Source organism: Rothia sp. HMSC061C12 (genome assembly GCF_001815755.1).
Classification (GTDB): Bacteria; Actinomycetota; Actinomycetes; order Actinomycetales; family Micrococcaceae; genus Rothia; species Rothia mucilaginosa.
In genome coordinates this window covers 213793-238772 of record NZ_KV821843.1, presented here as the reverse complement: position 1 = coordinate 238772, position 24980 = coordinate 213793, and the positions used below count along the sequence as shown (strand labels likewise).

The window sequence follows — 24980 nt, the reverse complement described above, 5'->3', positions numbered from 1 at the left end:
CGACTTCTTCTCGATTCTTACGCGGGCGGTGCATCCATCGGATGTGCCGCCTCGCGGCATTTAACGGCCCCGAACCCGCCCGGTATGAAGACTGGGGAGGTTCAGGGCTTTGCCGTGTCCGCTCTTTTCTCCTGTAGCAAACGGGGTATGCGCTACATATTCGGCAGGTGGCGGTATAAGCCGCTGTGACCACCCTGTGCCCCGGATGAGAGAGGCTGAGAGCACTGTGGTGCCTCTCTCCTAGGGCCCGGCAACGGGTCAGAGGTGCCGTATGATGGGATGAGACAACCCAGACATTCCTTTGCACGAAAGCGGATAGACATGAGCGAGCAGAAGAAAAAGAAGAAGAGCGCAACCGAGCGACCCGCCCGCGACTTGGCGGCTGAAGCACAGCAGGTCCTGGACGCTTTCGGTGCCGGTGTTCGTGAAGACCGCGATTACCCGGCTCTACACCTGGCGCCTCCCGTGGGCCGTCTGAATGACCCGAACGGTCTGGTCTTCGATGGTAAGCGTTATCACGCCTTCTACCAGTACTCGCCCCTGCACCCGGAGCGTATGGTCTACTGGCGTCATGCGGTGAGCGAGGACCTGACCCACTGGACCGATGAGGGTACCGCGCTGGTTCCCGATAGCCGCTACGACTCGCACGGCTGCTACTCCGGCTCCGGTATTAAGGTTCCCGGCGGTTTTGAGTTCTTCTACACCGGTAACGTGAAGGACGAAAAGGGCAACCGCGAAACCTACCAGATTCTCGCAACTGCGGGTGAGGACGCGAAGCCGACCCGTCAGCTGCCCCCGCTGATTTCCGGCCCCGCAAAGGGCTACACTGCACACTACCGCGATCCGCACGTTTTTGAGCGTAACGGCGAATGGTGGATGGTCATTGGTGCTCAGCGTGAGGACCTGACCGGCGCTGTGGTTGTGTACACCTCCAAGGATCGCCGCGAGTGGACCTTCCGCGGCGAGCTGGGCATCAAGGACAAGACCCTCAAGGGCACCTACATGTATGAGTGCCCCTCCCTGCTGAGCATGCGCGATGAGCTGACCGGCGAAATCCGCGACGTGCTGATTTTCAGCCCGCAGGGCATGGAGCCCCTCGGCGAGAAGTACAACAACATTTTCCAGAGCGGCTACATTGTTGGTTCGCTGGATAACGAGACCCTCAAGTTCACCGTGGAGACCCCTTTCACCGAGCTGGACGCAGGTTTCGAGTTCTACGCACCGCAGACTATCTCCGGTACCGGTCTGACCGCTGACCCGAAGGCACCGCACACCGTGAGCGGGGATGCCCCGGTGATGATTGCGTGGCTGGGTAACGCAGCCCAGGACGACCTGCCCTCGTGGAGTCACCGCTGGGTGCACATGTTCACCTATCCGCGTGAGCTGCACCTGCGTAACGGCAAGATTTTCCAGCGTCCGGTTCCGCAGCTGAATGACGCGATGGAGATGAAGCCTCTGTACCGTGAGGAGGAGAAGGGCAAGCTCGTGGAGCTGAAGAACGCCCTGACCTTCCGTCTGCGTGGCCGCGTGAACGTCTCTGATGAGCGCGTGAAGCTGAAGATTAAGGACACTCACGGCGTGGCTCTGAGCATTGTGCTGGATAAGGACTTTGTGCAGATGGACCGTGGCGGTACCCGCTACACCGAGGGCGGTAGCCTGCGCCGCCGTACCCTGAAGCGTTCGAAGATTCGCGAGTTTGACCTGCTCGTGGACGGCTCGGCTACCGAACTGTACGTGGGTGGCAAGCTGGTCGCATCCATGGGCGCTGAGGTCATGACCGCTCGCACCTTCTTCAAGGGCGATAAACGCCGCGTCCGCCTGACCGATGGCGAGGTGCTGTCCCTGGAGTATGGCCGTCTCTAAGCCGTTTTCTAAGCGTTAGGAGCCGCCCGCACGGGTGGTTTCCGGTAATTTCTGAATATGTCTGAGGGCTCACTTTCCGTGTGGAGGGTGGGCCCTCGCTTTTAAGAACTTTCCCGTGATACCATGTTTTACATCCGATATGTCAAACGTATGACATATGCATGACATGCACACACAGACATATCTCACCTCATTCACAAAGCATCATACGGTGGTGCTCCAAACAAAGGAGAGCGAGCGTGGACCACAAGTCAGTGGCACAGCGCGTGCTGAAGGACGTCGGGGGCGCCGGCAATATCGTTGCAGCCGCACACTGCGCAACCCGCCTTCGCCTCGTCCTGAAGAACCAGGACAAGGTCGACCAGACGGCAATCGACAACGACGAAGACCTCAAGGGCAGCTTCCTTAACGCTGGCCAGTTCCAGATTATCGTCGGCCCCGGCGACGTCAACGAGGTTCACAAGCATCTCATCGCTGCTGGCGCACCCGAGGCATCCAAGGACGAGCTCAAGGAAATTGCTTCCAAGCAGGGCAACATTGTCTCCCGCTTCATCAAGACCATTGCTGACATCTTCGTGCCGCTCATCCCGGTGCTGGTCGGTGGCGGTATGCTGATGGCGCTCAATAGCCTCCTGACCTCTAAGGGTATTTTTGGCCCCCAGGCAGTTATTGAACTTTTCCCTGAATGGGCTGACTTCGCGGATATCGTCAACCTGCTCTCCGCAGCTCCCTTCGCCTTCCTGCCCGTGCTGGTCGGCTTCTCCGCCACCAAGGTCTTCGGCGGTAACCCCTACCTGGGTATGACCATGGGTGCCGCAATGGTATCCCCGGCCCTGATGAATGGCTACAACGTCGCAGCATCCCTGGCAGGTGCTGAAGGCACCGACCCGATGAAGTACTGGAACCTCTTCGGTCTGCAGGTTCAGCAGGCGGGCTACCAGGGTACCGTGCTGCCCATCATGCTGGTCGCATTTATCCTGTCCCACGTCGAGAAGTTCTTCCACAAGGTCCTCAAGGGAACCATCGACTTCATCTTCACCCCGACCCTCACCATCCTGATCACCGGCTTCCTGACCTTCCTGTTGGTCGGACCCCCGATGTTCCAGCTGGGCACCTGGCTGGGTGAAAGCATCAACTGGCTCTACACCGTTGCCGGCCCGCTCGGCGGTCTGCTCTTCGGTACCTTCTACGCATTCATCGTGATGACCGGTATGCACCAGGCATTCCCGCCCATCGAGATGAGCCTGTGGGCTACCGGTGGTTCCTTCATCTTCGTCGTTGCCTCCATGTCTAACGTGGCGCAGGGTGCTGCCGCAGCCGGTGTCGCACTGACCACCAAGAACAAGAAGATCAAGGGTATTGCTTCGGCATCTGCACCCTCCGCATTCCTCGGCATTACCGAGCCCGCAATGTTTGGTGTGAACCTGGCTCTGCGCTGGCCCTTCTACATTGCAATCGTCTCCGCGGGTATTGGTTCGATGTTTACTTCTATTCTTGGAATTAAGGCGGGTAAGCTTGGCGCCGCTGGTTACCTTGGCTTCCCCTCGATTGAACCGACTGTTGGCGCTGGTATCCCGGGCTTCTTCGGCTGCCTCATCCTGACCACCGTCATCGCTTTCGTTGCCTCCTTCATCTGGGGTAAGAAGGTTGAGGCTGGCAACACTGAGGAGGCTGAGGCACCCGCCGCTCCTGTTCCCGCTACTCCCGCAGCAGCTGCTGCAGCTCCCGCTGCCGCTGTAGCAACTGAGGCTGGCGAGAGCGTCGAAATCGGCTCCCATATGGTCGGTTCCGTGGTTCTGCTGGCTGACGTCAAGGATCCCACCTTCTCCTCCGGCGCACTGGGTGCAGGCACCGCAGTGGAGCCCACCGAAGGTAAGCTCTACGCGCCGGCTGACGGCAAGATTACCGTTGCATTCCCCACCGGCCACGCATACGGTCTGCGCACCGAGGATGGCCTGGATCTGCTGATGCACATCGGCATGGACACCGTTGAGCTCGACGGCAAGCACTTCGAGCCCAAGGTTGCTAAGGGCGACACCGTTAAGCGCGGCGACGTCATCGCCGAGTTCGATATTCCCGCCATCAAGGCGGCAGGCTACCCGCTGGCAACCCCCATGGTGATTACCAATGCCAAGAAGGCAGCTGCCTCGGTTGAGGATGTCCAGGCTTCGGGCACATCTGTCACCAGCGCAGATTCACTCCTGAAGGTTGCACTGAAGGCAAAGGCTAACGCATAGTCTGCACTCTTAGTGAGTAGATAACCTCAACGTGATGTACACCCCGTACCGCTCTTCCTAGAGCTGGTGCGGGGTGTTCAAATTTTCCTACAAAGTAATGCAAAAATAACATGAATAAATATTCGTAAAATTTATGCATATTGGTGCAATATAAGCTGGCACACATTCGATGCATGGCTATGAAAAATGTCTTGATAAGGCAGAATTTATTAGCCAGGAGTGAATAATCCAGCTAATATTTATGTATAGTTTCAAGCTTTTGTAAAGGGTGAATATGACCTCAGCTTCCTATACCGTCCGCACCGCCGAGTCTCATGAATATGCAGATGCGCTCGAGGTGCTGATTGCCGCATTCGACGGAGACCCCGCCATGATGGCAGTCATTGCAGGTGGTAGCCGCCGACAGGAACTTGCCAAGCTCCGCGCCATTATGACCCTGCAGGTCTATGGCAACTTCCGGGACCGTGGACGCATCGACATTGGCATCGACGAATCCACCGGCAAAATTGTCGGCGTCTGCCTCTGGAGCACCCCCGAATCCCAGGAAGGATCCTTCCTCAACGAACTCAAGCAGATAGGCGCCTACTACAAGGCTCTCGGCTGTAAAACCCTGCTACGAGCCATCACGATGGAGCTGCATCTCCTCAAGTACCGCCCCGCCTACAAGCATTGGTACCTCTTCAACATCGGTGTGCTCGAAGAATTCCGCGGTCGCGGCATCGGCTCGAAGCTACTCGACTACGGCACCGAACGCATTGGCGACTACCCCGCCTACCTCGAAGCCTCGACCTACGACAGTGCACGCCTCTACGAGCGCCGCGGATTCTTCTCCCTCGGCCCGCTCCACGGTATCTTCTCCAAGGCGCACGCCGTTGGCATGGTCTACCCCGGAACCGGCCCGACCGAGATTGTGCAGCGCAACTCCTAAAACTTCCGGACGCTCACAAAACCGATAAATGTATATACAAAATCCGCCCCACCGTGAGCACTCGCACGGTGGGGCGGATTTTTATTCTCAGAAGACGAGATTCTTATTGGAGCTCATCCGGAGCAGACATATCAGGCTGAATCTGATCCAGATCTGGGATGGAACGCACCGTAGCCCCCAGATGGAGCTCAACGGGGAGTACATCCTCAGGCTGGCTCATCGGGGGAGCAGCTTCCTCCGCGGATTCTCCCTGTTGCAGCTCAACCAACTCCAGCAGACGCTGCGCGGTACGCTTCGCTATACCCTCAATCGGCTGAACCACGGTCGCTAGTTCCGGCATGAGTAACTGAACGCTCTGCGTGCCGTCATAGCCAATCACCTGGAAATCCTCAGGAACGCGAATGCCTCGAGCACGCGCCCACCCCAGGGTGAGTGCGGCGTAATTATCGTTGGAGGCGAAGACCGCGTCCACCGGCTCGGGGCTATCGGCACGCTCATCCAGGTAGCGGTAGAGCACCTCGCGCTTAATGCCCAGCGAAGGGCGGAAGCCCAGCTCTACAAACTCCGGCATGAGCCCCGCCTCAAGCATTGCCTCACGGTAGCCGCGCTGACGCTCATTATGCTCACCCAGGGTAGAAGTTACGTGCACAATATTCTGCGCACCCGTGGCGATGAGGTGCTCCGTGGCGGCGCGGGCACCTCCGTAGTTATCGGAGCGAATATTCGGGTAGAAACCACTTTCGAGACGGTCTACGGTCACCAGGGGAGCCTGCGCATGCGGAATGTTAACCAGCGCATCTGAGTGGGCGCCGCTGATGATGCCGTCCACCTGATTGGAGAAGAGCATCTCCAGATAGCGCTTTTCTTGCTCGGGGTGATCGTCGCTATTGCAGAGAATGACCCGGTAGCCCTCTTCGGCAAGGTGGCTTTCGAGGCGGTACACCATCTCCCCGTAGAAGGGGTTCGCAACCGTGGGGAAGATAAGGCCCACCATCTGCGAGCGCTGACCCTGCAGGCTACGGGCGATGGCATTGGGGCGGTAGCCGAGTTCCCGCATCGCCTCGTGGACCTTGGTGCGGGTATTTTCGCTCAGGTAGCCGCGGTTATTGAGTACGCGGGAGACCGTGGTGGGGGAGACGCCCGCTAGGGCTGCAACGTCGCTGAGTTTGGGCTTTGCCACGGGGGCTCCCTTCGATATGTTAAACGATTGACATATCTTTCTACTATACCTTCTTCACAGGAGCTAACGGAGCCTCGAAAATCAGACGAGGCCTCAAAAAACTAGAAAAAGCGCTTTTCCCCTGTGCTGCCAACCGCACCGATTTGCCGTGCCGGTCTACAGCACCGGAATAACCGGAACGCGAGCCCCCACCTCATGCGCAGAACCTCGCACCGAAGAATCATCCAACACTGCGCAGTGAGTAGCCGCCGCCAACGAGGACAGCATATGCGACGCCGACTTCGGCAGAGGATACGCCACACCATCACGCACCGACACCGGAAGCAGACGAGCCCCCGCCGACTTACGCAAAGTATCCACCGGATCACCCAGAACCGCCGAATCTAGCTCAGGAAGAGGCATATCCCTCATACCAGCCAAAAGCGGCGGCAAATACGAATACAAAGCCGTGTACGCCGCCAAAGGATTACCCGGCAGACCCAACACAAAACGCTCACGACCCGAATTCGGACCCTTCTCCGGAACCGGCAAACGCGCAGCCAACGCAGGATGACCCGGACGCACATCTACCGACTCAAACAGGTACGTCGCACCCATATCGTTGAGCACCTTACGCACCAAATCAACACCCGAAGTACTCGACCCGCCCGTAAACACCAGCACACGAGCCGTCGATGTGGACAAGAACGTGCGGAACTCAGACTCAACATCCGCCAGGCGAATCGACGGGCGCGCCTCGCAACCAGCAGAAATAATCGCATGCTCCATGAAGCCGCCAAAGGCATCACGCACCTGACCTGGCGCAGGCACACCAAAGGTAATGACCTCATTACCCGTAAACGCGCAACGCACCGGAATCGGGGCATACACCGGCAACTCATCAAAACCATTCGTGCCCAAGAATGCCGCCATACGAGCAGACACACGGTCACCGTGGCGCGCCAACAACTCGCCACGTTCCAGCTCAGCACCAGCATGGCGAATATCAGCACCCGGTGCTGGAGGCTCAAAACCCTCCGCCATATCCAGGTAATGAATGCTTGCCTGAGTCTCCAAATGGGAACCCATGCCCGGACGAGAAGAACCCTCCGCACCCTCATACAGGCGGGAATGCTCCTCACGCACAATCGCCTCGGCACCCTCCGGGATTAAACCGCCCGTCAGAATCGGGGTCGCCTCACCCGGAACAATCGGCACCGTCAGACGGTGAATATTCGCGCGAGAATCCTCCGGATACGCCGGCGTCACCAGACGCCACGGAGGTGCACCCGTCACAGCGTAACCGTCCATCGCGGAAGAGCTGTAGTGGGGCACCGGCATCATCGAATAAACATCATCTGCCAAATAGTGGCCAATCGTCGCCAACAGCGGCAAAGACTCCGTCTTCACATGATGCGCAATGTCCAGGCCCTGCTCATGCAGAATCTGGCGGGCCTGCTGCCACGAAACAGAAGGAATATGGTGAGACATCGTACCTCGTAAAAGTGTGTGCGGGACGCGCAACAGCGCGCGAGCTCAAAAACGCTACCGAATGCGGTGCCCAGAGCTCTAACCTACTACCTAGGTTACTCGTAGCTTGGCAACTAGCGCTTCTGGGCGCCTCAGATGCTAATAACTCGACCAGAGTGAAGTCGTATAGCCGAGAGCCTGCGCCTGCTCCCACGTATCAACATCGGCGGTGTCAGTGGCAGACATCTGAACCGCCGCCGGGTTCAAACGGCGCAAAAAAGAACGAACAGAAGCGTCGGTGGTACCGGTCGAAAAGACCGAACGGATCGCCTCAAAATGGTAAATACCCACCAGGGGCTGATAGATGCCCTCAGAGACACCCCAGAAGCCCTCAGAAGCTTCAGAGTCACTGGGCGCTTCAGAACCGGTGGTGGAGAAGGTAGTCGCGGTCTGCTCGGCACCCCGCGCAGCGGTAAGTAACTGCTGAACCGCCGGAGCAATACGCGGAGTATCCACACCCAAAATCAGGCACCATTCGGGCAGAGGCACCTGAGAGCGCTCGCAATCGGCCGCAATACACTCCAACCCGGCATGAATCGCCGCAGCAGGACCCGAAAACGGCGGATCCTCACGAGTGCGCAACACCCCCGACGGCAAGGGTAGGCTCTCCGGACCCACCACCACGCGCGGGGATGCGGTGGCCACCGCCTCCAGGGCACAACCCAGCAGGGTATTCGTGCCATCAGACAGAGACGCCTTCGGCACGTGGTTCAGGCGGCGAGAAGCGCCTCCGGCAACTACGACCGCGGCGCACGAAAAATCGCCCTCGGCGGGGAGCCGGGAACCGGGCATCTTATCCGCCCGCATTATCCACCCGCAAAGGGAGGCAGAACGTCCACACGATCGGCATCCTGCAGCGGAGCCTGCGCATCAGAACGGGCACCATTGACCAGGAACGAGCACTGCTCCATGACCTGCGCAAGAGTCAGACCCGAAGGGGTTGTGCCCTCCAAGCTCTGGCCCAGATGCTCAATCAGCGCGCCAAGAGTTGCAGACGGCAGCTCAGCCAGGGGCACCGACAGCTGCGCGGTACCCGCCGCAGAACGCGCGGCAGCGAAAAAATGAACCTGCATAATGCTCCTCAATCCTTGAATAAACTCTGAGTAGGGTAGCCGAAAGCCAGGGGGTAAGGTGGCAGTAAAAGACCTTGTCCCACGCATATTTGGGTGTATATCCGGCTAATAAATAGGGTAGTTTCCTTAGCCGCCAATAGCGCTCATCGAGCGGCTCGCCTTGGCGAACTCCTCAATATCGAAGTCAGCGTCTTCCTTGCCGTGAGCGCGCGGCTTGAACCACATGCCTTCACGCCAACGCAGAGCCAGCTGCTGATCGTCAGCACCGGAACGTAGAAGCTGCATCAGGTCAGTCTCAGTGTCAGAGAACAAACACGAGCGAATCTTGCCGTCCGCCGTCAGGCGGGTGCGGGTGCACGCATTGCAGAACGACTCCGTCACCGAGGCGATGATGCCCACACGACCCAGAGACTCGGTACCGTCGACGGGGAAGCCCGCATCATCCAGGGCAGTACCGAGCGGGTACACCTCCCACAGCTGAGCGGGGGAGTCACCACGCGCCTCAGCCACCGAACCCAGGACGTACTCAGCCGACAGCTTCTCGCGAATCTCAGCGGCAGTAATAGTGCCCTCGCGGGTCCAACGGTTATCGGCATCCAGCGGCATCTGCTCAATGAAACGCAACTGGTAGCCGCCCGCCAGTGCCCAACGCAGAAGGTCGGGAGCCTGGTCATCATTCAGGCCCGGCATCAGCACAGCATTAATCTTGATGGGCCACAGACCGGCTTCGGCGGCTCCGTCGATACCCTTCAACACGGCGTCGAGCTTATCGCGGCGGGTCAGCTCAGCGAAGGTCTCACGGCAAATCGTGTCCAGGGAAACGTTGATACGGGTAAGACCAGCCTCAGCCAGGGCGGCAGCGCGCTTCTCCAGACCGATACCGTTCGTCGTAATCGCCAGGGGGATGCTCGGGTGCGCCTCATGAATACGCGAAATGATGTCCACCAAATCGGCGCGGACCAGCGGCTCACCGCCGGTAAAGCGGATTTCCTCAACACCCAGCTCAGTAATCGCAATATCTGCCAGGCGTGCAATCTCCTCGGCGGAGAGCAGGTTTTCCTTCGGGAGCCACTGCAAACCATCCGCCGGCATGCAATAAATGCAACGAAGATTACATTTATCGGTTAGAGAGATTCGCAGGTCGGTAGACACGCGACCCCAGCGGTCCAGGAGCGGACCGCTGTTCGTAATATTCGGGAGCTTACGCTGAGGCTTTGCGCCACTCTCAGATTTTTCGGGCGTCACAAAAGCAGCTCCGTTACCCTCCGCAGAAGATAAGGTGCTTAACACTGGGCCAGAAATGAGTTCAGAAGAGGCCGAATTTGCCGTATACGCCATGGAAAACCTATGTGGAAAATTTGCATATTTCAGGTGACAATATGATTATTCCATGTTCCGGCGCCCCTTACATAGTGTGTGAAGGGTAAGTTACAGCTACGCCACCGTAGAAAACTGTGACGACGCAACAAAACGTGTGCAAGCTAGGGGTGTACACAAAACGTCACAAAGAGCCCGCGCATGGACCCACCTCACCTCCATAAGTAGTACGACCAAAGGACACACATGAAGACTCCTCTTGCTGCCCTCAGCGCACTCGCTGCAGCAACTCTCGCACTGACCGGTTGCGGCTCCACCCAGAGCTCCTCCTCTTCCACTGCCTCCGCAGGTAGCTCCTCCTCTGCCTCCGCAGCAGGTACCCAGGCATCCTCCGGCAAGATCCAGGTCTTCGCCGCAGCATCCCTGAACAACGCAGGCGCAGACCTGGAGAAGGCATACGAAGCAGCAAACCCCGGCGTTGACATCACCTTCGTCTACGAAGGCTCCGCAAAGCTCGTCACCCAGATCGAGCAGGGCGCAACCCCCGACATGCTCATCACCGCAGACACCAAGAACATGGACAAGGCTAAGAAGCTGAACGAGTTCTCCAACTCTGAAACCAACGTCCTGGTCACCAACAAGCTGGTCCTTGTCACCGCTGAAGGCAACCCCGGCAAGATCAACAGCCTCGACGACCTGAAGACCACCGAAGGCGTCGTCGCAGTCTGCAAGGAAGACGTCCCCTGCGGCACCCTGGCGCACGAAGAGCTGAAGAAGCACGACATCACCCTCAAGAACGCAACCACCGAGGGTAAGGTCACCGACGTGGCAACCAAGGTGTCCACCGGTAACGCAGATGCAGGCTTCATCTACACCACCGACCTCGCAGCAGCCAAGAAGAAGGGTGCAAACCTCGGCTCCATCGAGCTGACCGATGTTGAGCCCAACGAATACCCCGCAGCGCTGAGCAAGACCGGCTCCTCCTCCGAGGCTGCAAAGAAGTTCAACGAGTGGCTGAAGACCTCCGACGAGGCTAAGAAGATCCTCTCCGACTACGGCTTCAACACCACCAAGTAGTCATTAGCACCCCACGCTTCTCAGCTGAAACAGCTATAACGAGGCAACGGGACACACCCCGCAGGATGCGGTGGCACGCTCAACAAGCATGCCACCGCATCCTGAACATATTTTCCGACGCACACCAATAACCACTGCAGAAGACCCCTAGCACAACAAGTAGAAATACCCATGTCAGACACCGCTACCGCGCCCACCAGCCGCCGAGCGCGCACCTCCCGAGAGAAGCTTTTCGCATCTGTTCCCCGGCTCTTCCTCATCCCGGCAACTCTGGGTATTTTCCTCATTGCAGGTCCGCTCCTCGGGCTTTTCATTAATATTCCCTGGAGTCAGCTGGGTACCATCTTTACCCCGCAGGTTCTCGGGGCTGCCAACCTCTCTCTCAGCACGGCCGCCGCATCCACCCTTATCTGCGGCCTCCTCGGTGCTCCCCTGGCGCTCGTGCTCTCCAAAGTGCTCAACCGCTCGCGGATGCACCGCTTCGGGTCGGTCCTCTACGCCATCATCTACACCCCGGTGATTCTCTCACCGGTGGTCTCCGGCCTCGGTCTGCTCTTCTTCTGGGGACGCAAAGGCATGATCGGCACCTACCTCTACCAGGCTGGAATCTCTATTCCGTTTACCTCGAACGCGGTGATTATCGCCCAGGTCTTCGTTGCCCTGCCTTTCTTTGTCGCCACCGCAGTTACCACCCTGCAGGCTATTCCCCGCGATTATGAAGAAATCGCTCTTGTTGAAGGCGCCGGACCGGCAGAGACCACCTTTAAAGTGCTCCTGCCTCTCGCAGCGCCCGGCCTTGCGACTGCTTTCCTACTTTCCTTCGCTCGCGCGCTTGGCGAGTACGGCGCAACCGTCACCTTCGCAGGCAATGTGCAAGGCAAAACCCAAACCATACCCCTCGCCATTGACCTAGCCATCAACAGCAGCGACATCCCCAGCGCCCTCGGAAGCGCGCTAATTCTCATCAGCCTCTACCTGGGAATCTTCGGTGTCCTCGGTCTAGCTCGCGCCCTCAAAAAACTGCGCGAAAGCACCCGATAAAACCGGCCCGTCCCAAGGAACCGCAGCGCCATCTGAAGACTATTAGGCGAAACTGCGTTTACCAGCTCACAACCGCACCCGTACACTGTTCTTAACTATTGCCGCACGATTGGAACCGCCATGATTTCCCCCGAATTCAATGGAACCCCCAGCACCGAGGAATACCGCGCCTACCTGGCGCTACTGTTGCGTGAAGTCTTCATCGGCACCGCAGAAACGGTTCCCCTCTACCACGCGGCAGGACGCATTCTCGCCCAAGACGTCACCGCACGCATGGACGTGCCCAGCTTCGACAACTCCCAAATGGACGGCTACGCCCTCACCGCGGCAGCCGTTGACCGCGAGGACCGCATCTTCACCGTCGGCCGCGAGATTCCCGCAGGGCGTCCGCTGCAGCGCTCCCGCTCCTCCGACGACCTGACCTACCCCATCATGACCGGCGCACCCATCCCCAAGGGCTACGACGCCGTCATCCCGGTCGAGCAGTCCGAACGTATCGAATACCCGGACCTGCCCGAATCCTTCGGCCGCCCCAGCGAAAAGGTCAAACTCGCCACCGGCAAACCCGGACAGTTCGTACGCCGCCGCGGCGAAGACGTCGTCACCGGCCAGGTACTCGCACGCGCCGGTGAACGCATCACCCCGGCTCTGCTCGGTGCGCTCGCATCCCAGGGTTATGCGCGCCTGACCGTCGCGGCAGGCCCCCGCGTGCTCGTATGCACCGGCGGCGACGAGATTCTTTCCGGTGTTGAAGAAGACGGCACCGCTACCTCGCAGGAGCTGGCTCAGGGGCAGATTTTTGACGCGAACGGGCCCATGCTGACCGCTATGCTCCGTGAAGACGGCGCTGAGGTGCGCCGCATCGCTATTGGTGATAACCCCATCGAGTTGCTGCACCGTCTCGCGGCAGAATACGAGAGCTTCGCGCCGGACATCATCATCACCTCGGGCGGTATTAGCCACGGTAAATACGAAGTGGTGCGCAACGCCATCGCCAAGGCACACGAAGCCGACATCCTGGTGCCCGTCTCCTGGTTTGGTCACGTGAGCCAGCAGCCCGGCGGACCGCAGGGCGTAAACGTTCTCGACTTCAAGGGCCATCGCGTGCCCATGATTTCCTTCCCCGGCAACCCGGTGAGCACCCTCATCTCGTACGCGCTGATTCTGCGCCCCTACCTGCGTGCAGGCGGCCCCTACGGTGTGCCCTATGCGGTTGCCTCCGAACAGGCAACCCTGAACAACGCACCGCGAGGCGTGCTCGTCACCGAAACCCCGATCACCGCCCCGGCAACCAAGCGCCAGTTCCTGCGCGGAACCCTCGGCATGGTCGAGGTCGAGCCCGGAACCTACCGGGTGGAACTCTACCCCGACGTGCTCTCCGGCTCGCACCTGTTACACCGCGCCGCACAGGCGGACGTGCTCATTGAGCTGGCGCCCGGAACCACCTACACCGGGGGAGAAGCGGTACCCTACCACCGCATCCGCCTCACCGATAACTAAGCCCCCGCCCCGCATTGTTCCTTGGTCGAACGACAAGGAATAATTGAGACTCACACTAAGTAACGATTCGCGGCAGAAGAATACCGCGCAGAAGCCAGGAGAAACGATGACCTCTACCTCTCAGCCCAACCAGGAACTGACTCACGTGCGCGCCGACGGCTCGGCACACATGGTGGACGTTACGGAGAAGTCAGTTACCACCCGCACCGCCCTGGCTGAAGCAACCGTGCGCACCCGCGAAGACGTGATTGCCATGATTTTTGACGCTGACCTGCCCAAGGGCGACGCTCTTCCCGTTGCACGTGTTGCCGGCATCATGGGCGCTAAGCGCACCCCGGAAATCATTCCCCTCTGCCACCCGCTGCCCCTGGGCAAGATCACGGTGGACTTTGAGCGCGGCACCGACTTCGTGCGTATTGAGGCCTCCGTGAAGACCCGCGGCGTCACCGGCGTAGAGATGGAGGCGCTCACCGCCGTCTCCTCGGCGGCACTGACCGTTTTCGACATGATCAAGGCAGTCGATAAGTACGCCGTAATTACCGATATCCGTGTTCTGGAGAAGAGCGGCGGCAAGTCCGGCGACTGGTCCGTCCGCGAGGAATCCTAAGCTACGGCGGTGCACCGCCCCCACCGTCATCTGATAGATACAGAAAAGGAAAGCCAATGAGTAGCGAAGACTACACCATGCCCGAGAACCTCACCGGTCTGGTTATTGTCGCCTCCACCCGCGCAGCCCGCGGCGTGTACGAGGATAAGTCCGGCCCCATCGCCGTGGAGTGGCTGCGCTCGCGCGGCTTCGACACCCCGGATGCCGTGGTCATTGAAGACCGCGATATTGTCGAGTACTTCAACACCCTGGTGACCGAAGGTAAGAAGAACGGTAACCTGCCGACCTTCATCCTGACCAGCGGTGGTACCGGTCTGAACTCTGACGACCAGACCGTGGAGGCGGTTCGCCCCCACCTGGACAAGGAAGTTCCCGGCGTTATGCATGCCTTCTGGATGAACGGTCTGAAGAACATTCCCGCGGCGGTGCTTTCACGCGGCGTGGCGGGCGTCATTGACCGCACCTTCGTGATGACCCTGCCCGGTTCGCGCGGTGGCGTGAAGGACGGCGTGGCAACCCTCGACCCGCTTGTTGAGCACATTTGCCGTCAGATGGAGGACTACCATGACCACTAAGCCGCAGAACGAAGAATCCCTGGACCATTCGGGTGCGCACGGTGTTGAGCCGAGCGGCTCGACCGTGGTGTTCACCGATATTACGGAGGCGCCCCTGGAGCCGCTGTACGCTGCGGCTAAGGCTGAGGTCATGACCGACGCCATGGGTGCCCTGGTAATTTTTGACGGCATTGTACGTAACCATGATCACGGTAGTGCGGTTCGCGGGCTGTCCTATAGCGCGCATCCGCAGGCTCGTGAGTATATTGCGGAGGTTGCCGCCGAGGTTGCTGCCGAGCTGGACGGTGTGCGTCTGTGGGCTGTGCATCGTGTGGGGCCGATTGCTATTGGTGAGTCGGCTCTGACCGTGATGGCGGCGGCTGCTCACCGTGGCCGCGCGTTTGATGCCTGTGAGCTGGTGGCTGACCGGGTGAAGGCTCGTGTGCCGATTTGGAAGGAACAGGAACTGCTCGATGGAAGCATCGAGTGGGTTGGTGTGGATACTTCGCCCGCTTAGCCTTCTGAATATTCTGATATCTCTATATAAGCCTGTCAGGGGGATTTCTCTCGGGCAGGCTTATTCTCCTTGAATGCTCAAGTCACCTCTACCACTAGACGCGAGGAATCCCTATGTCTTCTCAGCCTTCAACCGGCACGGGCGCGCTCTCTGCCGCTGAGCGTGCGTTCTATTCTCGTCAGCTGATTCTGCCCGAAATGGGCTACGAGGCTCAGCTGGCGCTCAAGGGCGCACGCGTGGTGGTGCTGGGCGCTGGCGGTTTGGGTGCTCCGGCGCTGCTGTACCTGGCGGGTGCCGGGGTCGGTCAGATTGTGGTGGTTGATGATGACTTCGTGGATGCTTCGAATCTGCACCGCCAGGTGATTCATACGCACGCCAGAGTGGGTAATTCTAAGGCTGAGTCTGCCGCAGAGTCTTTGCGCTCGCTGAATCCTTTTATTGAGGTTGTGCCTGTGCGTGAGCGTTTGACGGAGGCGAATGTTGATGAGCTTCTGTCTGGCGCTGACCTGGTGCTGGATGGTAGCGATAATTTCGAGTCGCGTTATGTGGTGTCGGCGGCGGCTGCGCGTGCTGGGATTGCGCATGTGTGGGCTGCGATTCTTGGTTTTGATGCGCAGCTGAGTGTGTTTTGGGCTGGTCGCGGTCCGGTGTATGAGGATTTGTACCCTCATGCTCCTGCTGCCGGTAGCGTGCCGTCGTGTAGTACTGCTGGCGTGGTGGGTGCTATGGCTGGCGTGGTGGGTGCTGCGATGGCCATGGAGGCGGTGAAGCTGCTGACCGGGGGGGGGGAGCCGCTCATGGGTGAGGTTGGCCTATATTCGGCATTAAGCGGAAGGTGGGAATATATACCTCTTGTAGCTAGCGTGCAAGCTGTACCTAAGAAAAGCGCTGTTTTGCCCCAAGAAACGAGTCATAAGCCCAAAAATCATGTAACAATTCGTAATATTTCTCAGGATTTTACAAGCTCTTCTGCTGACTCGAAGCCCCGCTCGATGAGCGCTCAGGACCTTAAAAAGATGTCATCGGGTGAAAATATTGCCCTTTTGGATGTCCGTGAGCAGGTGGAGTTCAATGCCTTTGCGATTGACGGTGCCATTAATCTACCCCTCACTGAATTGCTTGAAGCGGCTCGAAATGACTCCCTCAAAGCCCTAATTGAGCGTAAAATCCCCGCAAATGCCCAGAAAATCGTTATTTACTGCACCGGATACACCCGAACGGTTGAAGCGGCTCGTGAAATAGCGCCTCTGGAGGAGCGTTCTGTGTACATGCTTGAGGGTGGAATTTCCGCCTGGCTTACGGTCTAAAACACCCTTATTTCGCATGAATTAGGCAAGGTTTTTATCTCGTATTTTCTATGCCAAATTTCCGATATATTGGGCAGTATGGAACAAGCATCACAGATTAAGGGCCCGGATGGCCCCCTTACCGATCAGCTGATCAAGTTCGGTAAGTTCTTCTCCCGCTGGGATGAGACTGAAGACGGCCGCGCCGTCTTCCGTGAAGGCGGCCGCGAAGGTGACGCCTTCTACCGCGACCGTTGGAGCCACGATAAGGAAGTTCGCTCTACCCACGGCGTGAACTGCACCGGCTCCTGCTCCTGGAAGGTGTACGTCAAGGACGGCATTATCACCTGGGAAGCACAGGAAACCGATTACCCCTCGGTTGGTCCCGACCGCCCCGAGTACGAGCCCCGCGGTTGCCCCCGCGGTGCAGCATTCTCGTGGTACACCTACTCTCCCACTCGCGTTAAGTACCCCTACGTTCGCGGTCTCCTGCTGGAGATGTACCGCGAAGCGAAGGCAATCCACAACGATCCCGTGGACGCCTTCCACTCCATCGTGTCCGACCCCGCCAAGCGTGCACGCTACGTGAACGCACGTGGTAAGGGTGGTCTGGTGCGCTCGACCTGGGCTGAGGCTCTCGAGCTGATGGCTGCTGCTCACGTGCACACCATCAAGTACTACGGCCCCGACCGTAACACCGGCTTCACCCCGATTCCGGCAATGTCCATGGCGTCCTTCAGCGCGGGTGTTCGCTACATCCAGCTGGCCGGTGGCGTCATGACCAGCTTCTACGACTGGTACGCTGACCTCCCCGTGGCTTCCCCGCAGGTCTTCGGCGACCAGACCGACGTTCCCGAGTCCGGCGACTGGTGGGACGCTGCATACCTCATCATGTGGGGTGCAAACGTTCCGCTGACCCGTACCCCGGATGCTCACTGGGTCTCCGAGGTCCGCTACCGCGGTACCAAGGTTGTCACCGTGAGCCCCGACTACGCCGACAACACCAAGTTCGCTGACGAGTGGCTGCCCGCCCAGGCAGGTACCGACGCGGCACTGGCAATGGCGATGGGCCACGTCATCCTTAAGGAGAACTACGTCGACCAGCGTGTCGAGTTCTTCGAGGACTTCTCCCTGACCTACACCGACCTTCCCTTCCTGGTCACCCTGGAAACCCGTGAAGACGGCATTAAGGTTCCCTCCAAGTTCCTGACCGCTGCAAAGCTCGCTGGCGAGGCTGAGCAGGCTAACGCTGACTTCAAGCCCGTCCTGATGGACCGCGAGACCGGCGAGGTCTTCGTGCCCAACGGCACCATGGGTCACCGTTACGCTCAGGAAGACCAGGGCAAGTGGAACCTGGATTTGCAGGGTCGTAAGCCGATTCTGTCGATTCGCGACCTGCCTCAGGGCCAGTCCGCAGCGGTTGAGATTAAGATGCCGACCTTCGATAACCCGAAGGGTCACGGCGACGTCATTACCCGCGGCGTGCCCGTAACCTACGTTGATGGTCACGAAGTTACTACCGTCTTCGATATCATGCTGGCACAGTACGGTGTGGGCCGTGAGGGTCTGCCCGGTACCTGGGCTAAGGACTACGAGGACTGGAACGTTCAGAATACCCCGGCATGGCAGGAGCAGATTACTTCTGTCCCCGCCGAGGCTGTTATTCGCGTTGCCCGCGAGTTCGCCAAGAGCGCCCTGGATTCCGGCGGTCGCTCCATGGTCATCTTCGGTGCAGGTATTTGCCAGTGGTACCACGCTGACACCACCTACCGCGCTATCCTCGCTCTGCTGAACCTGACCGGTTGCCAGGGCCGTAACGGTGGCGGTTGGGCTCACTACGTGGGCCAGGAGAAGGCACGTCCTCTGACCGGTCTGACCAACATCGCGAACGCTCTGGACTGGAGCCGCCCGCCGCGTCACATGATTGGTACCGGCTTCTGGTATATGCACACTGACCAGTTCCGTCAGGATGCGTACTCCACCGACTACCTGCAGTCCCCGCTGGCTAAGGGCGAGCTGCGCGACGTTCACACTGCTGACGTTGTGGCACGTTCTACCCGTATGGGCTGGATGCCGTTCTACCCGCAGTTCCCTGAGAACTCGCTGGACCTGGCAGACAAGGCAGAGCAGGCTGTGGCACGCGGCGAGGCTTCCTCGAACGCGGACTACATTGCACAGCGTCTGAACTCCGGTGATCTGGAGTTCTCCGTTGAGGACGTTGACAACCCCGTCAACTGGCCTCGTACCCTGACCCTGTGGCGTTCGAACCTGTTCGGTTCCTCCGCTAAGGGTGAGAGCTACTTCCTGAAGCACCTGGTCGGTAGCATGGACAACGTCCAGGGCTCCGACTCGGAGAAGCTGCCGAACGAAGTGAAGTGGGTTGACGACGCGCCTCAGGGCAAGCTGGATCTGCTGGTCACCTCGGACTTCCGTATGACCTCCACGACCCTGCTGTCTGACATCGTTCTGCCGACTGCTACCTGGTACGAGAAGCACGATATCTCCTCGACCGATATGCACCCGTTCCTGCACGCGTTCTCCCCGGCAATTGACCCGCCGTGGGAGGCAAAGACCGACCACGAGACCTTCAAGGCACTGGCGTTTGAGTTCAGCCGCCTGGCTAAGAAGCACCTCGGCGTCCGTAAGGACATCGTTTCGGTCCCGCTGTTGCACGACACCCCCGGCCAGATTGCTCAGCCCGGCGGCCACGCACCCGACTGGAAGAACACCCCCGGTATGGTGGGCGTACCCGGCAAGAACATGCCGAACTTCGTCACCGTCGAGCGCGACTACGGCGCACTGTACGACATGTACACCACCGTTGGCCCGCTGTTCGATAAGCTCGGTGCAACCACCAAGTTCATCACTTACGACCTGAAGGACGAAGTCGCGAAGATGGCTAAGGAATTCGGTGTGATGGACTCCGGTAAGGGCGCAGGTCGTCCGGCACTGGATACCGACGTGAAGATTTCTGAAGCAATCCTCATGATTTCCGGTACCTCCAACGGTGAGGTCGCTGTCAAGGGCTTCAAGGAGCTTGAGAAGCAGACCGGTCTGCACCTGATGGACCTGGCAGAAGGTAACGAGGAACGTCGTATCACCTTCCCCATGACCCAGGCCGCACCGCAGCCCGTGATGACCTCCCCCGAGTGGTCCGGTTCGGAGACCGGTGGTCGCCGTTACGCTCCGTTCACCGTCAACATCGAGAAGAAGAAGCCGTTCCACACCCTGACCGGCCGTATGCACTTCTTCCTCGACCACGACTGGATGCACGAAATGGGCGAGGCTCTGCCGATTTACCGTCCGCCGCTGGATATGACCGGCCTGTACAACGAGCCTGAGCTCGGTACTACCGATGGTGTTTCGGTTGCTGTTCGCTACCTGACCCCGCACAACAAGTGGGCAATTCACTCGCAGTACTTCGATAACCACTACATGCTGAGCATGTTCCGTGGCGGTCCGACTGCATGGATGAGCCCGCAGGACGCTGAGAAGATTGGCGTCAAGGATGGCGAGTGGATTGAGTGTGTGAACACCAATGGTGTCTTCGTCGGCCGTGCGGTTGTTTCGCACCGTATGCCCGAGGGCGTTTGCTACGTCTACCACGCTCAGGAGCGTATGGTTAGCCCGAAGTCTGAAGTCACCGGTAAGCGCGGTGGTATTCACAACTCGGTGACCCGTATTCTTCTGAAGCCCACCCACATGATTGGTGGCTACGCTCACCAGGCGTTCGCCTTCAACTATCTTGGACCGACCGGTAACCAGCGAGACATCGTCTCGTACATCCGTCGCCGTAAGTCCCAGGAGGTAACTTTCTAATGCGCGTTATGGCACAAGTTGCTATGGTGATGGCGCTCGATAAGTGCATCGGCTGCCACACCTGCTCCGTGACCTGTAAGCAGGCATGGACGAACCGAGCCGGTACCGAGTACGTCTGGTTCAACAACGTTGAGACTCGTCCCGGTCAGGGTTACCCCCGCCGTTACGAGGATCAGGAGAAGTGGAAGGGCGGCTGGGTGCTGAACAAGCGCGGTCGTTTGGAGCTCAAGAGCGGTAACCGCTTCCAGAAGCTCTTCACGATCTTCGCTTCCCCGATTCAGCCCGAGCTGAACGACTACTACGAGCCCTGGACCTACGATTACCAGAACCTGACCAGTGCTCCTCTGGGTGATGACTTCCCGGCTGCTAAGCCGGTCTCCCTCATCACCGGTGAGGACACCAAGGTCGAGTGGGGTATGAACTGGGACGACAACCTGGCTGGTGCGACCGAGTACGGTCACCTGGACCCGCTGGTTGAGAAGGTTCGCAAGAAGGCTGAGGACAAGATTAAGTTCGAGTTCGAGCAGACCTTCATGTTCTACCTGCCTCGTATTTGTGAGCACTGCTTGAACCCCTCCTGCATGGCTTCTTGCCCCTCCGGCGCTATCTACAAGCGCGCTGAGGACGGTATCGTTCTGGTTGACCAGGACCGTTGCCGCGGTTGGCGTCAGTGCATCACCGGTTGCCCCTACAAGAAGGTGTACTTCAACCACAAGACGGGTAAGGCTGAGAAGTGTACCTTCTGCTACCCCCGTATTGAGGCTGGTATTCCGACCGTGTGTGCTGAGACCTGTGTTGGTCGTATGCGCTACATCGGTATCTTCCTCTACGATGCAGACCGCGTGACTGAGGCTGCTTCGGTCGAGGATGAGAAGGATCTCTACGAGGCTCAGCTGTCGCTGATGCTTGATCCTTCGGATCCGGCTGTGATTGAGCAGGCTCGTAAGAACGACATCCCCGATGCGTGGATTACTGCAGCTCAGAAGTCGCCCGTGTACAAGCTGGCGAAGGAGTGGAAGGTGGCTCTGCCCCTGCACCCCGAGTACCGCACCATGCCCATGGTTTGGTACGTGCCGCCGCTGTCTCCGATTGTTGACCTGCTCAAGGAGCAGGGCCACGATGCAGAGAACAGCAACAACCTGTTCGGTGCTATTGAGTCTCTCCGTATTCCGGTTGAGTACTTGGCTGAGCTGTTCACCGCTGGTGACACTGAGGTTGTTACTAACGTTCTGCGCCGCCTGGCTGCGATGCGTTCGTACATGCGTGACATCAACCTCGGTGGCGAAGGCAACGAGGAGATTGCTCAGGCAGTTGGCATGACTGGTCAGCAGGTGTACGAGATGTACCGCCTGATGGCTATCGCTAAGTACAACGAGCGTTACGTCATTCCGAAGGCTCACATGGAAGACGCCCACAACCTTGAGGAAATGGGCTGCTCCTTGAGCGTGGATGGCGGACCCGGCATGTACGGCGATGCGTTCAACGACATGGAGGGTCGCCCGACCCCCGTGTCCACCGGTGTCTACGAGGCTAACAACAAGGTCAGCTTGTTCAGCTGGGACGGTTCTTCCCGTCCTGACGGCCTCTTCCCGAATACCACCGGAAAGAAGTAATAAGTGGCTGGATTCTTTTCCAAGCTCATGGGCAAGGCCGGTTCCGAGGCTACTGTCTCGGAGCCGGCTCAGCCGGAGAACCCGTTTGATATCGATTACGGTCCCGGCGAGGATAAGGACTCGGTGATTTACCAGGTGAGCGGTATGCTCCTGGGCTACCCCGATGAGGAGACTCTGAAGGTTCTGCCTGAACTGGTGGAGATTACCGCTTCCACCCAGGATGAGGCTTTCATTGCTGCCGTTGATGCGGTTCAGCAGTGGCTGACTTCTAAGGACCTGGAGGATGTGCAGTCCGAGTACGTGCAGGAGTACGACCTTTCGCGTCGTCATTCTCTGCATCTGTCCTACTGGACCGATGGCGATACCCGCCGCCGTGGTGAGACTCTTCTGCGTTTTAAGCAGATGTACCGCGACTCCGGTATGTTGACCGTTTTGAATGGTGAGCTTCCGGACTACCTGCCGCTGGTGCTGGAGTTCTGTGCGTTGGTGGATCGCCGTAAGGGCCGTTCCGCTTTGCAGGCGTACCGTCCGTCCCTTGAGCTTCTTCGTCTGTCCATGAAGGACGGAAATCTGCCCCACTACGGGTTGTTGCAGAGCATCTGCGATACCCTTCCTGGCGTCTCTCCGCAGACTCAGGAGGAGGTCCAGAAGATGGCTGGCTACGGCCCTCCCGTCGAGACTGTTGGCCTGAATGGCTACGCTGATCATCAGCTGCTCCAGCAGGCTTCGGCTCGTTCTAACTAGTTTTATCCCTTGTGAGGAGACAACACGTGTACGTACTTGCTTCTGAGAACGCAGGACATGCTGCACAGGCTGTAGCCGATCCGGGTATTGTTGACATCCTGCTGTGGGGCGTTCTGCCCTATGTTGCACTGGTCATTCTGATTGGTGGCACCATTTGGCGTTACCGTACTGACCAGTTCGGATGGACTACCCGCTCGTCCCAGGTCTATGAATCGAAGCTGTTGCGCATCGCTTCGCCCCTGTTCCATTACGGTCTTGCGGCCGTTTTCCTTGGCCACGTTGGTGGTCTGGTGGTGCCTAAGGCATTCACCGACCTGGTCGTTTCGGATGACACTTACCACATTGTGGCGCTGGTCGGCGGTTCTGTTGCTGCGGTCGCAACCATTGTTGGTATGTTCGTTCTGATTGGTCGCCGTGTTTCGAACTCTCGTGTGCGTTCGGCTACCACTCGTAATGACGTTTTCATGTATGTCGTTTTGGTTCTGGTGATTCTCGCCGGTACTGCGGCTACTCTGATTTCGGCAGTGAACCCCTCGGGCGGTTTGCCTCCGGTGAATGGTCACGAGGTTCACTTCAACTACCGTGAGACCATTTCTGTGTGGTTCCGTTCGCTGTTCTACTTCCACCCTGAGGTAGCTTTGATGGTGAATATTCCCGTGGCTTTCAAGATTCACATCGTGGTGGCTATGGTTCTGTTCATCATTTGGCCCTTTACCCGCCTGGTGCACGCACTGACTGTGCCCCTGCACTACCTCTTCCGCCCCTACACCGTGTACCGCTCTCGTGGCGGCCAGCGTGTTGGTGCACGTCGAGGTTGGGATCCGGTAGGTACTCTCCCGCGTGAGCGCGCCGACCGCTAATACACATATCCATATTGCAAAAGAGGAAATATGAGCACCCCTGTTGCACCGAGCTACGACCTGAAGAATGGTCAGCTCCGTAACGTTCTGCTGGCAACGTTCATCTCGACCATTGGTTTCTGGGCATGGACCATCGTTGGCCCGCTGGCGAAGATGTACGCAAAGCAGATGCACCTGGACGCTGGTATGACCAGCCTTCTGGTTGCTATGCCGATTTTCATCGGCGCTATCGGCCGTATTCCCGTTGGTGGTCTGACTGACCGCTACGGTGGTCGTATTATGTTCACCGCTGTTCTGGCGATTAGCGCACCCCTGGTCTTCCTGGTTGGTGTTGCTGGTCAGATGAACTCGCTGCCCATGCTGCTTGTTGTGGCGTTCTTCCTGGGTATTGCGGGTACCGTGTTCGCTGTGGGTATTCCCTTCAGTTCCGCATGGTATGACGCTTCCAAGAAGGGTTTTGCGACCGGTGTGTTCGGTGCCGGCATGGTGGGTACTGCAATTTCTGCATTCGCTACCCCCCGCCTGGTGCAGGGTATTGGTTACTTCCAGACTCACGTTCTGATTGCTGTTATCTGTGCTGTAACCGCTGCTATCTCTTTCTTCTTCTTGAAGGATTCTCCGGCAACCATCGGCCGTGAGGTTACTCCGCTGATGCCGAAGATTGTTCAGGCATTCAAGGTGAAGACCACTTGGCAGCTGTGCTTCCTCTACGCTGTTGTGTTCGGTGCGTTCGTGGCATTCTCGAACTACCTGCCCACTTACCTGAGCAACATCTACAACTTCAACGCTAACGACGCTGGTATGCGTGCGGCTGGCTTCGCGGCTGCTGCCGTGATTGCTCGTCCCTTCGGTGGTGTGCTGGCTGATAAGTTCGGTCCGAAGATTATCACCCTCATCTCCCTGGGTGGTGTGGTGATCCTGGCAGTTATTACCGCGTTCCAGCCTGATGCTGAGCACGTGTATGGTGCTGTTTTCATCCTGATGGCTGCTCTTCTGGGTCTGGGCCACGGCTCGGTCTTCGGCTGGGTGGCTCGTGCGGCTGATCCGAAGAACGTTGGTGCGGTGTCCGGTGTGGTTGCTGCTGCTGGCGCTCTGGGTGGTTTCTTCCCGCCGCTGGTGATGGGTGCAACCTACAACCAGGCTGAGAACAACTACTTCATCGGTCTGATGCTGCTGGCCGTGACCGCGTTCCTCGCCTTCCTGTCGGCATTCCTCGTGCCGCACGGTGGCAAGCCTAACCACGCTAAGTAGGGTC

The 24980-nt window shown here is 58.6% G+C and carries 20 protein-coding genes; 15 read left to right on the top strand and 5 right to left on the bottom strand.

The window, feature by feature from the left end:
- The first annotated feature begins 321 nt into the window (after positions 1 to 321).
- The 3 genes from HMPREF3055_RS02485 to HMPREF3055_RS02475 all read left to right on the top strand — a co-directional run bounded on the left by HMPREF3055_RS02485 (position 322) and on the right by HMPREF3055_RS02475 (position 5028).
- Positions 322 to 1863: a glycoside hydrolase family 32 protein gene (locus HMPREF3055_RS02485; RefSeq protein WP_070737737.1), complete on the top strand. Its 1542-nt coding sequence runs from the start codon at positions 322 to 324 to the stop codon at positions 1861 to 1863.
- Between the two features lie 239 nt (positions 1864 to 2102).
- Entirely contained in the window at positions 2103 to 4100 is a 1998-nt protein-coding gene (locus HMPREF3055_RS02480; RefSeq protein WP_070737734.1) for a PTS sucrose transporter subunit IIABC, read from the top strand.
- A gap of 274 nt (positions 4101 to 4374) precedes the next feature.
- A complete protein-coding gene (locus HMPREF3055_RS02475) occupies positions 4375 to 5028 on the top strand; it encodes a GNAT family N-acetyltransferase (protein WP_070737731.1) in 654 nt (217 codons plus the stop codon).
- A 103-nt stretch (positions 5029 to 5131) separates the two neighbouring features.
- Here the strand turns inward: HMPREF3055_RS02475 and HMPREF3055_RS02470 are convergent, their stop codons facing one another.
- The 5 genes from HMPREF3055_RS02470 to moaA form a co-directional block, all read right to left on the bottom strand.
- The gene (locus HMPREF3055_RS02470; RefSeq protein ID WP_049353793.1) at positions 5132 to 6208 is read right to left on the bottom strand and encodes a LacI family DNA-binding transcriptional regulator; all 1077 of its coding nucleotides are present in this window, start codon (positions 6206 to 6208) and stop codon (positions 5132 to 5134) included.
- A 156-nt stretch (positions 6209 to 6364) separates the two neighbouring features.
- On the bottom strand, positions 6365 to 7678 hold the full coding sequence (locus tag HMPREF3055_RS02465) for a molybdopterin molybdotransferase MoeA (protein ID WP_049353792.1): 1314 nt from the start codon (positions 7676 to 7678) through the stop codon (positions 6365 to 6367).
- Between the two features lie 138 nt (positions 7679 to 7816).
- On the bottom strand, positions 7817 to 8509 hold the full coding sequence (locus HMPREF3055_RS02460) for a molybdenum cofactor guanylyltransferase (RefSeq protein ID WP_371326329.1): 693 nt from the start codon (positions 8507 to 8509) through the stop codon (positions 7817 to 7819).
- 14 nt (positions 8510 to 8523) lie between these two features.
- The gene (locus tag HMPREF3055_RS02455) at positions 8524 to 8790 is read right to left on the bottom strand and encodes a MoaD/ThiS family protein (protein ID WP_049327549.1); all 267 of its coding nucleotides are present in this window, start codon (positions 8788 to 8790) and stop codon (positions 8524 to 8526) included.
- Positions 8791 to 8916: 126 nt separating this feature from the next.
- Positions 8917 to 10128, bottom strand: a complete 1212-nt coding sequence (gene moaA, locus HMPREF3055_RS02450) for a GTP 3',8-cyclase MoaA (protein ID WP_070691037.1) — start codon at positions 10126 to 10128, stop codon at positions 8917 to 8919.
- 225 nt (positions 10129 to 10353) lie between these two features.
- On the opposite strand from moaA, the gene modA reads away from it, so the two are divergent.
- The 12 genes from modA to HMPREF3055_RS02390 all read left to right on the top strand — a co-directional run bounded on the left by modA (position 10354) and on the right by HMPREF3055_RS02390 (position 24976).
- A complete protein-coding gene (gene modA, locus HMPREF3055_RS02445) occupies positions 10354 to 11184 on the top strand; it encodes a molybdate ABC transporter substrate-binding protein (protein WP_070691034.1) in 831 nt (276 codons plus the stop codon).
- A gap of 171 nt (positions 11185 to 11355) precedes the next feature.
- Positions 11356 to 12225, top strand: coding sequence for an ABC transporter permease (locus HMPREF3055_RS02440; protein ID WP_070677585.1), 870 nt, complete (start codon positions 11356 to 11358; stop codon positions 12223 to 12225).
- Positions 12226 to 12345: 120 nt separating this feature from the next.
- Positions 12346 to 13725, top strand: coding sequence for a molybdopterin molybdotransferase MoeA (locus tag HMPREF3055_RS02435; protein ID WP_070677587.1), 1380 nt, complete (start codon positions 12346 to 12348; stop codon positions 13723 to 13725).
- A 106-nt stretch (positions 13726 to 13831) separates the two neighbouring features.
- Complete coding sequence (gene moaC / locus HMPREF3055_RS02430; RefSeq protein ID WP_049341109.1) at positions 13832 to 14332, top strand: cyclic pyranopterin monophosphate synthase MoaC; 501 nt, start codon at positions 13832 to 13834, stop codon at positions 14330 to 14332.
- A 56-nt stretch (positions 14333 to 14388) separates the two neighbouring features.
- The gene (locus HMPREF3055_RS02425) at positions 14389 to 14907 is read left to right on the top strand and encodes a MogA/MoaB family molybdenum cofactor biosynthesis protein (protein ID WP_049341111.1); all 519 of its coding nucleotides are present in this window, start codon (positions 14389 to 14391) and stop codon (positions 14905 to 14907) included.
- Entirely contained in the window at positions 14897 to 15403 is a 507-nt protein-coding gene (locus HMPREF3055_RS02420) for a molybdenum cofactor biosynthesis protein MoaE (RefSeq protein WP_049341113.1), read from the top strand. Before HMPREF3055_RS02425 ends, HMPREF3055_RS02420 begins: the two co-directional genes overlap by 11 nt.
- Positions 15404 to 15516: 113 nt before the next feature.
- Positions 15517 to 16710, top strand: coding sequence for a ThiF family adenylyltransferase (locus HMPREF3055_RS02415; protein WP_070677589.1), 1194 nt, complete (start codon positions 15517 to 15519; stop codon positions 16708 to 16710).
- A gap of 78 nt (positions 16711 to 16788) precedes the next feature.
- Positions 16789 to 20508, top strand: coding sequence for a nitrate reductase subunit alpha (locus HMPREF3055_RS02410; RefSeq protein ID WP_049349235.1), 3720 nt, complete (start codon positions 16789 to 16791; stop codon positions 20506 to 20508).
- Positions 20508 to 22121, top strand: a complete 1614-nt coding sequence (narH, locus tag HMPREF3055_RS02405; protein WP_005504921.1) for a nitrate reductase subunit beta — start codon at positions 20508 to 20510, stop codon at positions 22119 to 22121. Before HMPREF3055_RS02410 ends, narH begins: the two co-directional genes overlap by 1 nt.
- Before the next feature lie 3 nt (positions 22122 to 22124).
- Positions 22125 to 22865, top strand: a complete 741-nt coding sequence (narJ, locus tag HMPREF3055_RS02400; RefSeq protein WP_005504922.1) for a nitrate reductase molybdenum cofactor assembly chaperone — start codon at positions 22125 to 22127, stop codon at positions 22863 to 22865.
- A gap of 26 nt (positions 22866 to 22891) precedes the next feature.
- On the top strand, positions 22892 to 23725 hold the full coding sequence (gene narI, locus HMPREF3055_RS02395) for a respiratory nitrate reductase subunit gamma (RefSeq protein WP_049347293.1): 834 nt from the start codon (positions 22892 to 22894) through the stop codon (positions 23723 to 23725).
- Between the two features lie 30 nt (positions 23726 to 23755).
- On the top strand, positions 23756 to 24976 hold the full coding sequence (locus HMPREF3055_RS02390) for an MFS transporter (RefSeq protein ID WP_049347292.1): 1221 nt from the start codon (positions 23756 to 23758) through the stop codon (positions 24974 to 24976).
- Positions 24977 to 24980: the final 4 nt, after the last annotated feature.

What these genes read in the sequence shown, in the direction of transcription:
- HMPREF3055_RS02485 (WP_070737737.1), top strand. Translation starts at nt 322, where the DNA reads ATGAGCGAGCAGAAGAAAAAGAAGAAGAGCGCAACCGAGCGACCCGCC.
- HMPREF3055_RS02475 (WP_070737731.1), top strand. Translation starts at nt 4,375, where the DNA reads ATGACCTCAGCTTCCTATACCGTCCGCACCGCCGAGTCTCATGAATAT.
- HMPREF3055_RS02465 (WP_049353792.1), bottom strand. Translation starts at nt 7,678, where the DNA reads ATGTCTCACCATATTCCTTCTGTTTCGTGGCAGCAGGCCCGCCAGATT.
- HMPREF3055_RS02460 (WP_371326329.1), bottom strand. Translation starts at nt 8,509, where the DNA reads ATGCCCGGTTCCCGGCTCCCCGCCGAGGGCGATTTTTCGTGCGCCGCG.
- HMPREF3055_RS02455 (WP_049327549.1), bottom strand. Translation starts at nt 8,790, where the DNA reads ATGCAGGTTCATTTTTTCGCTGCCGCGCGTTCTGCGGCGGGTACCGCG.
- moaA (WP_070691037.1), bottom strand. Translation starts at nt 10,128, where the DNA reads ATGGCGTATACGGCAAATTCGGCCTCTTCTGAACTCATTTCTGGCCCA.
- modA (WP_070691034.1), top strand. Translation starts at nt 10,354, where the DNA reads ATGAAGACTCCTCTTGCTGCCCTCAGCGCACTCGCTGCAGCAACTCTC.
- HMPREF3055_RS02440 (WP_070677585.1), top strand. Translation starts at nt 11,356, where the DNA reads ATGTCAGACACCGCTACCGCGCCCACCAGCCGCCGAGCGCGCACCTCC.
- HMPREF3055_RS02435 (WP_070677587.1), top strand. Translation starts at nt 12,346, where the DNA reads ATGATTTCCCCCGAATTCAATGGAACCCCCAGCACCGAGGAATACCGC.
- moaC (WP_049341109.1), top strand. Translation starts at nt 13,832, where the DNA reads ATGACCTCTACCTCTCAGCCCAACCAGGAACTGACTCACGTGCGCGCC.
- HMPREF3055_RS02425 (WP_049341111.1), top strand. Translation starts at nt 14,389, where the DNA reads ATGAGTAGCGAAGACTACACCATGCCCGAGAACCTCACCGGTCTGGTT.
- HMPREF3055_RS02420 (WP_049341113.1), top strand. Translation starts at nt 14,897, where the DNA reads ATGACCACTAAGCCGCAGAACGAAGAATCCCTGGACCATTCGGGTGCG.
- HMPREF3055_RS02415 (WP_070677589.1), top strand. Translation starts at nt 15,517, where the DNA reads ATGTCTTCTCAGCCTTCAACCGGCACGGGCGCGCTCTCTGCCGCTGAG.
- HMPREF3055_RS02410 (WP_049349235.1), top strand. Translation starts at nt 16,789, where the DNA reads ATGGAACAAGCATCACAGATTAAGGGCCCGGATGGCCCCCTTACCGAT.
- narH (WP_005504921.1), top strand. Translation starts at nt 20,508, where the DNA reads ATGCGCGTTATGGCACAAGTTGCTATGGTGATGGCGCTCGATAAGTGC.
- HMPREF3055_RS02390 (WP_049347292.1), top strand. Translation starts at nt 23,756, where the DNA reads ATGAGCACCCCTGTTGCACCGAGCTACGACCTGAAGAATGGTCAGCTC.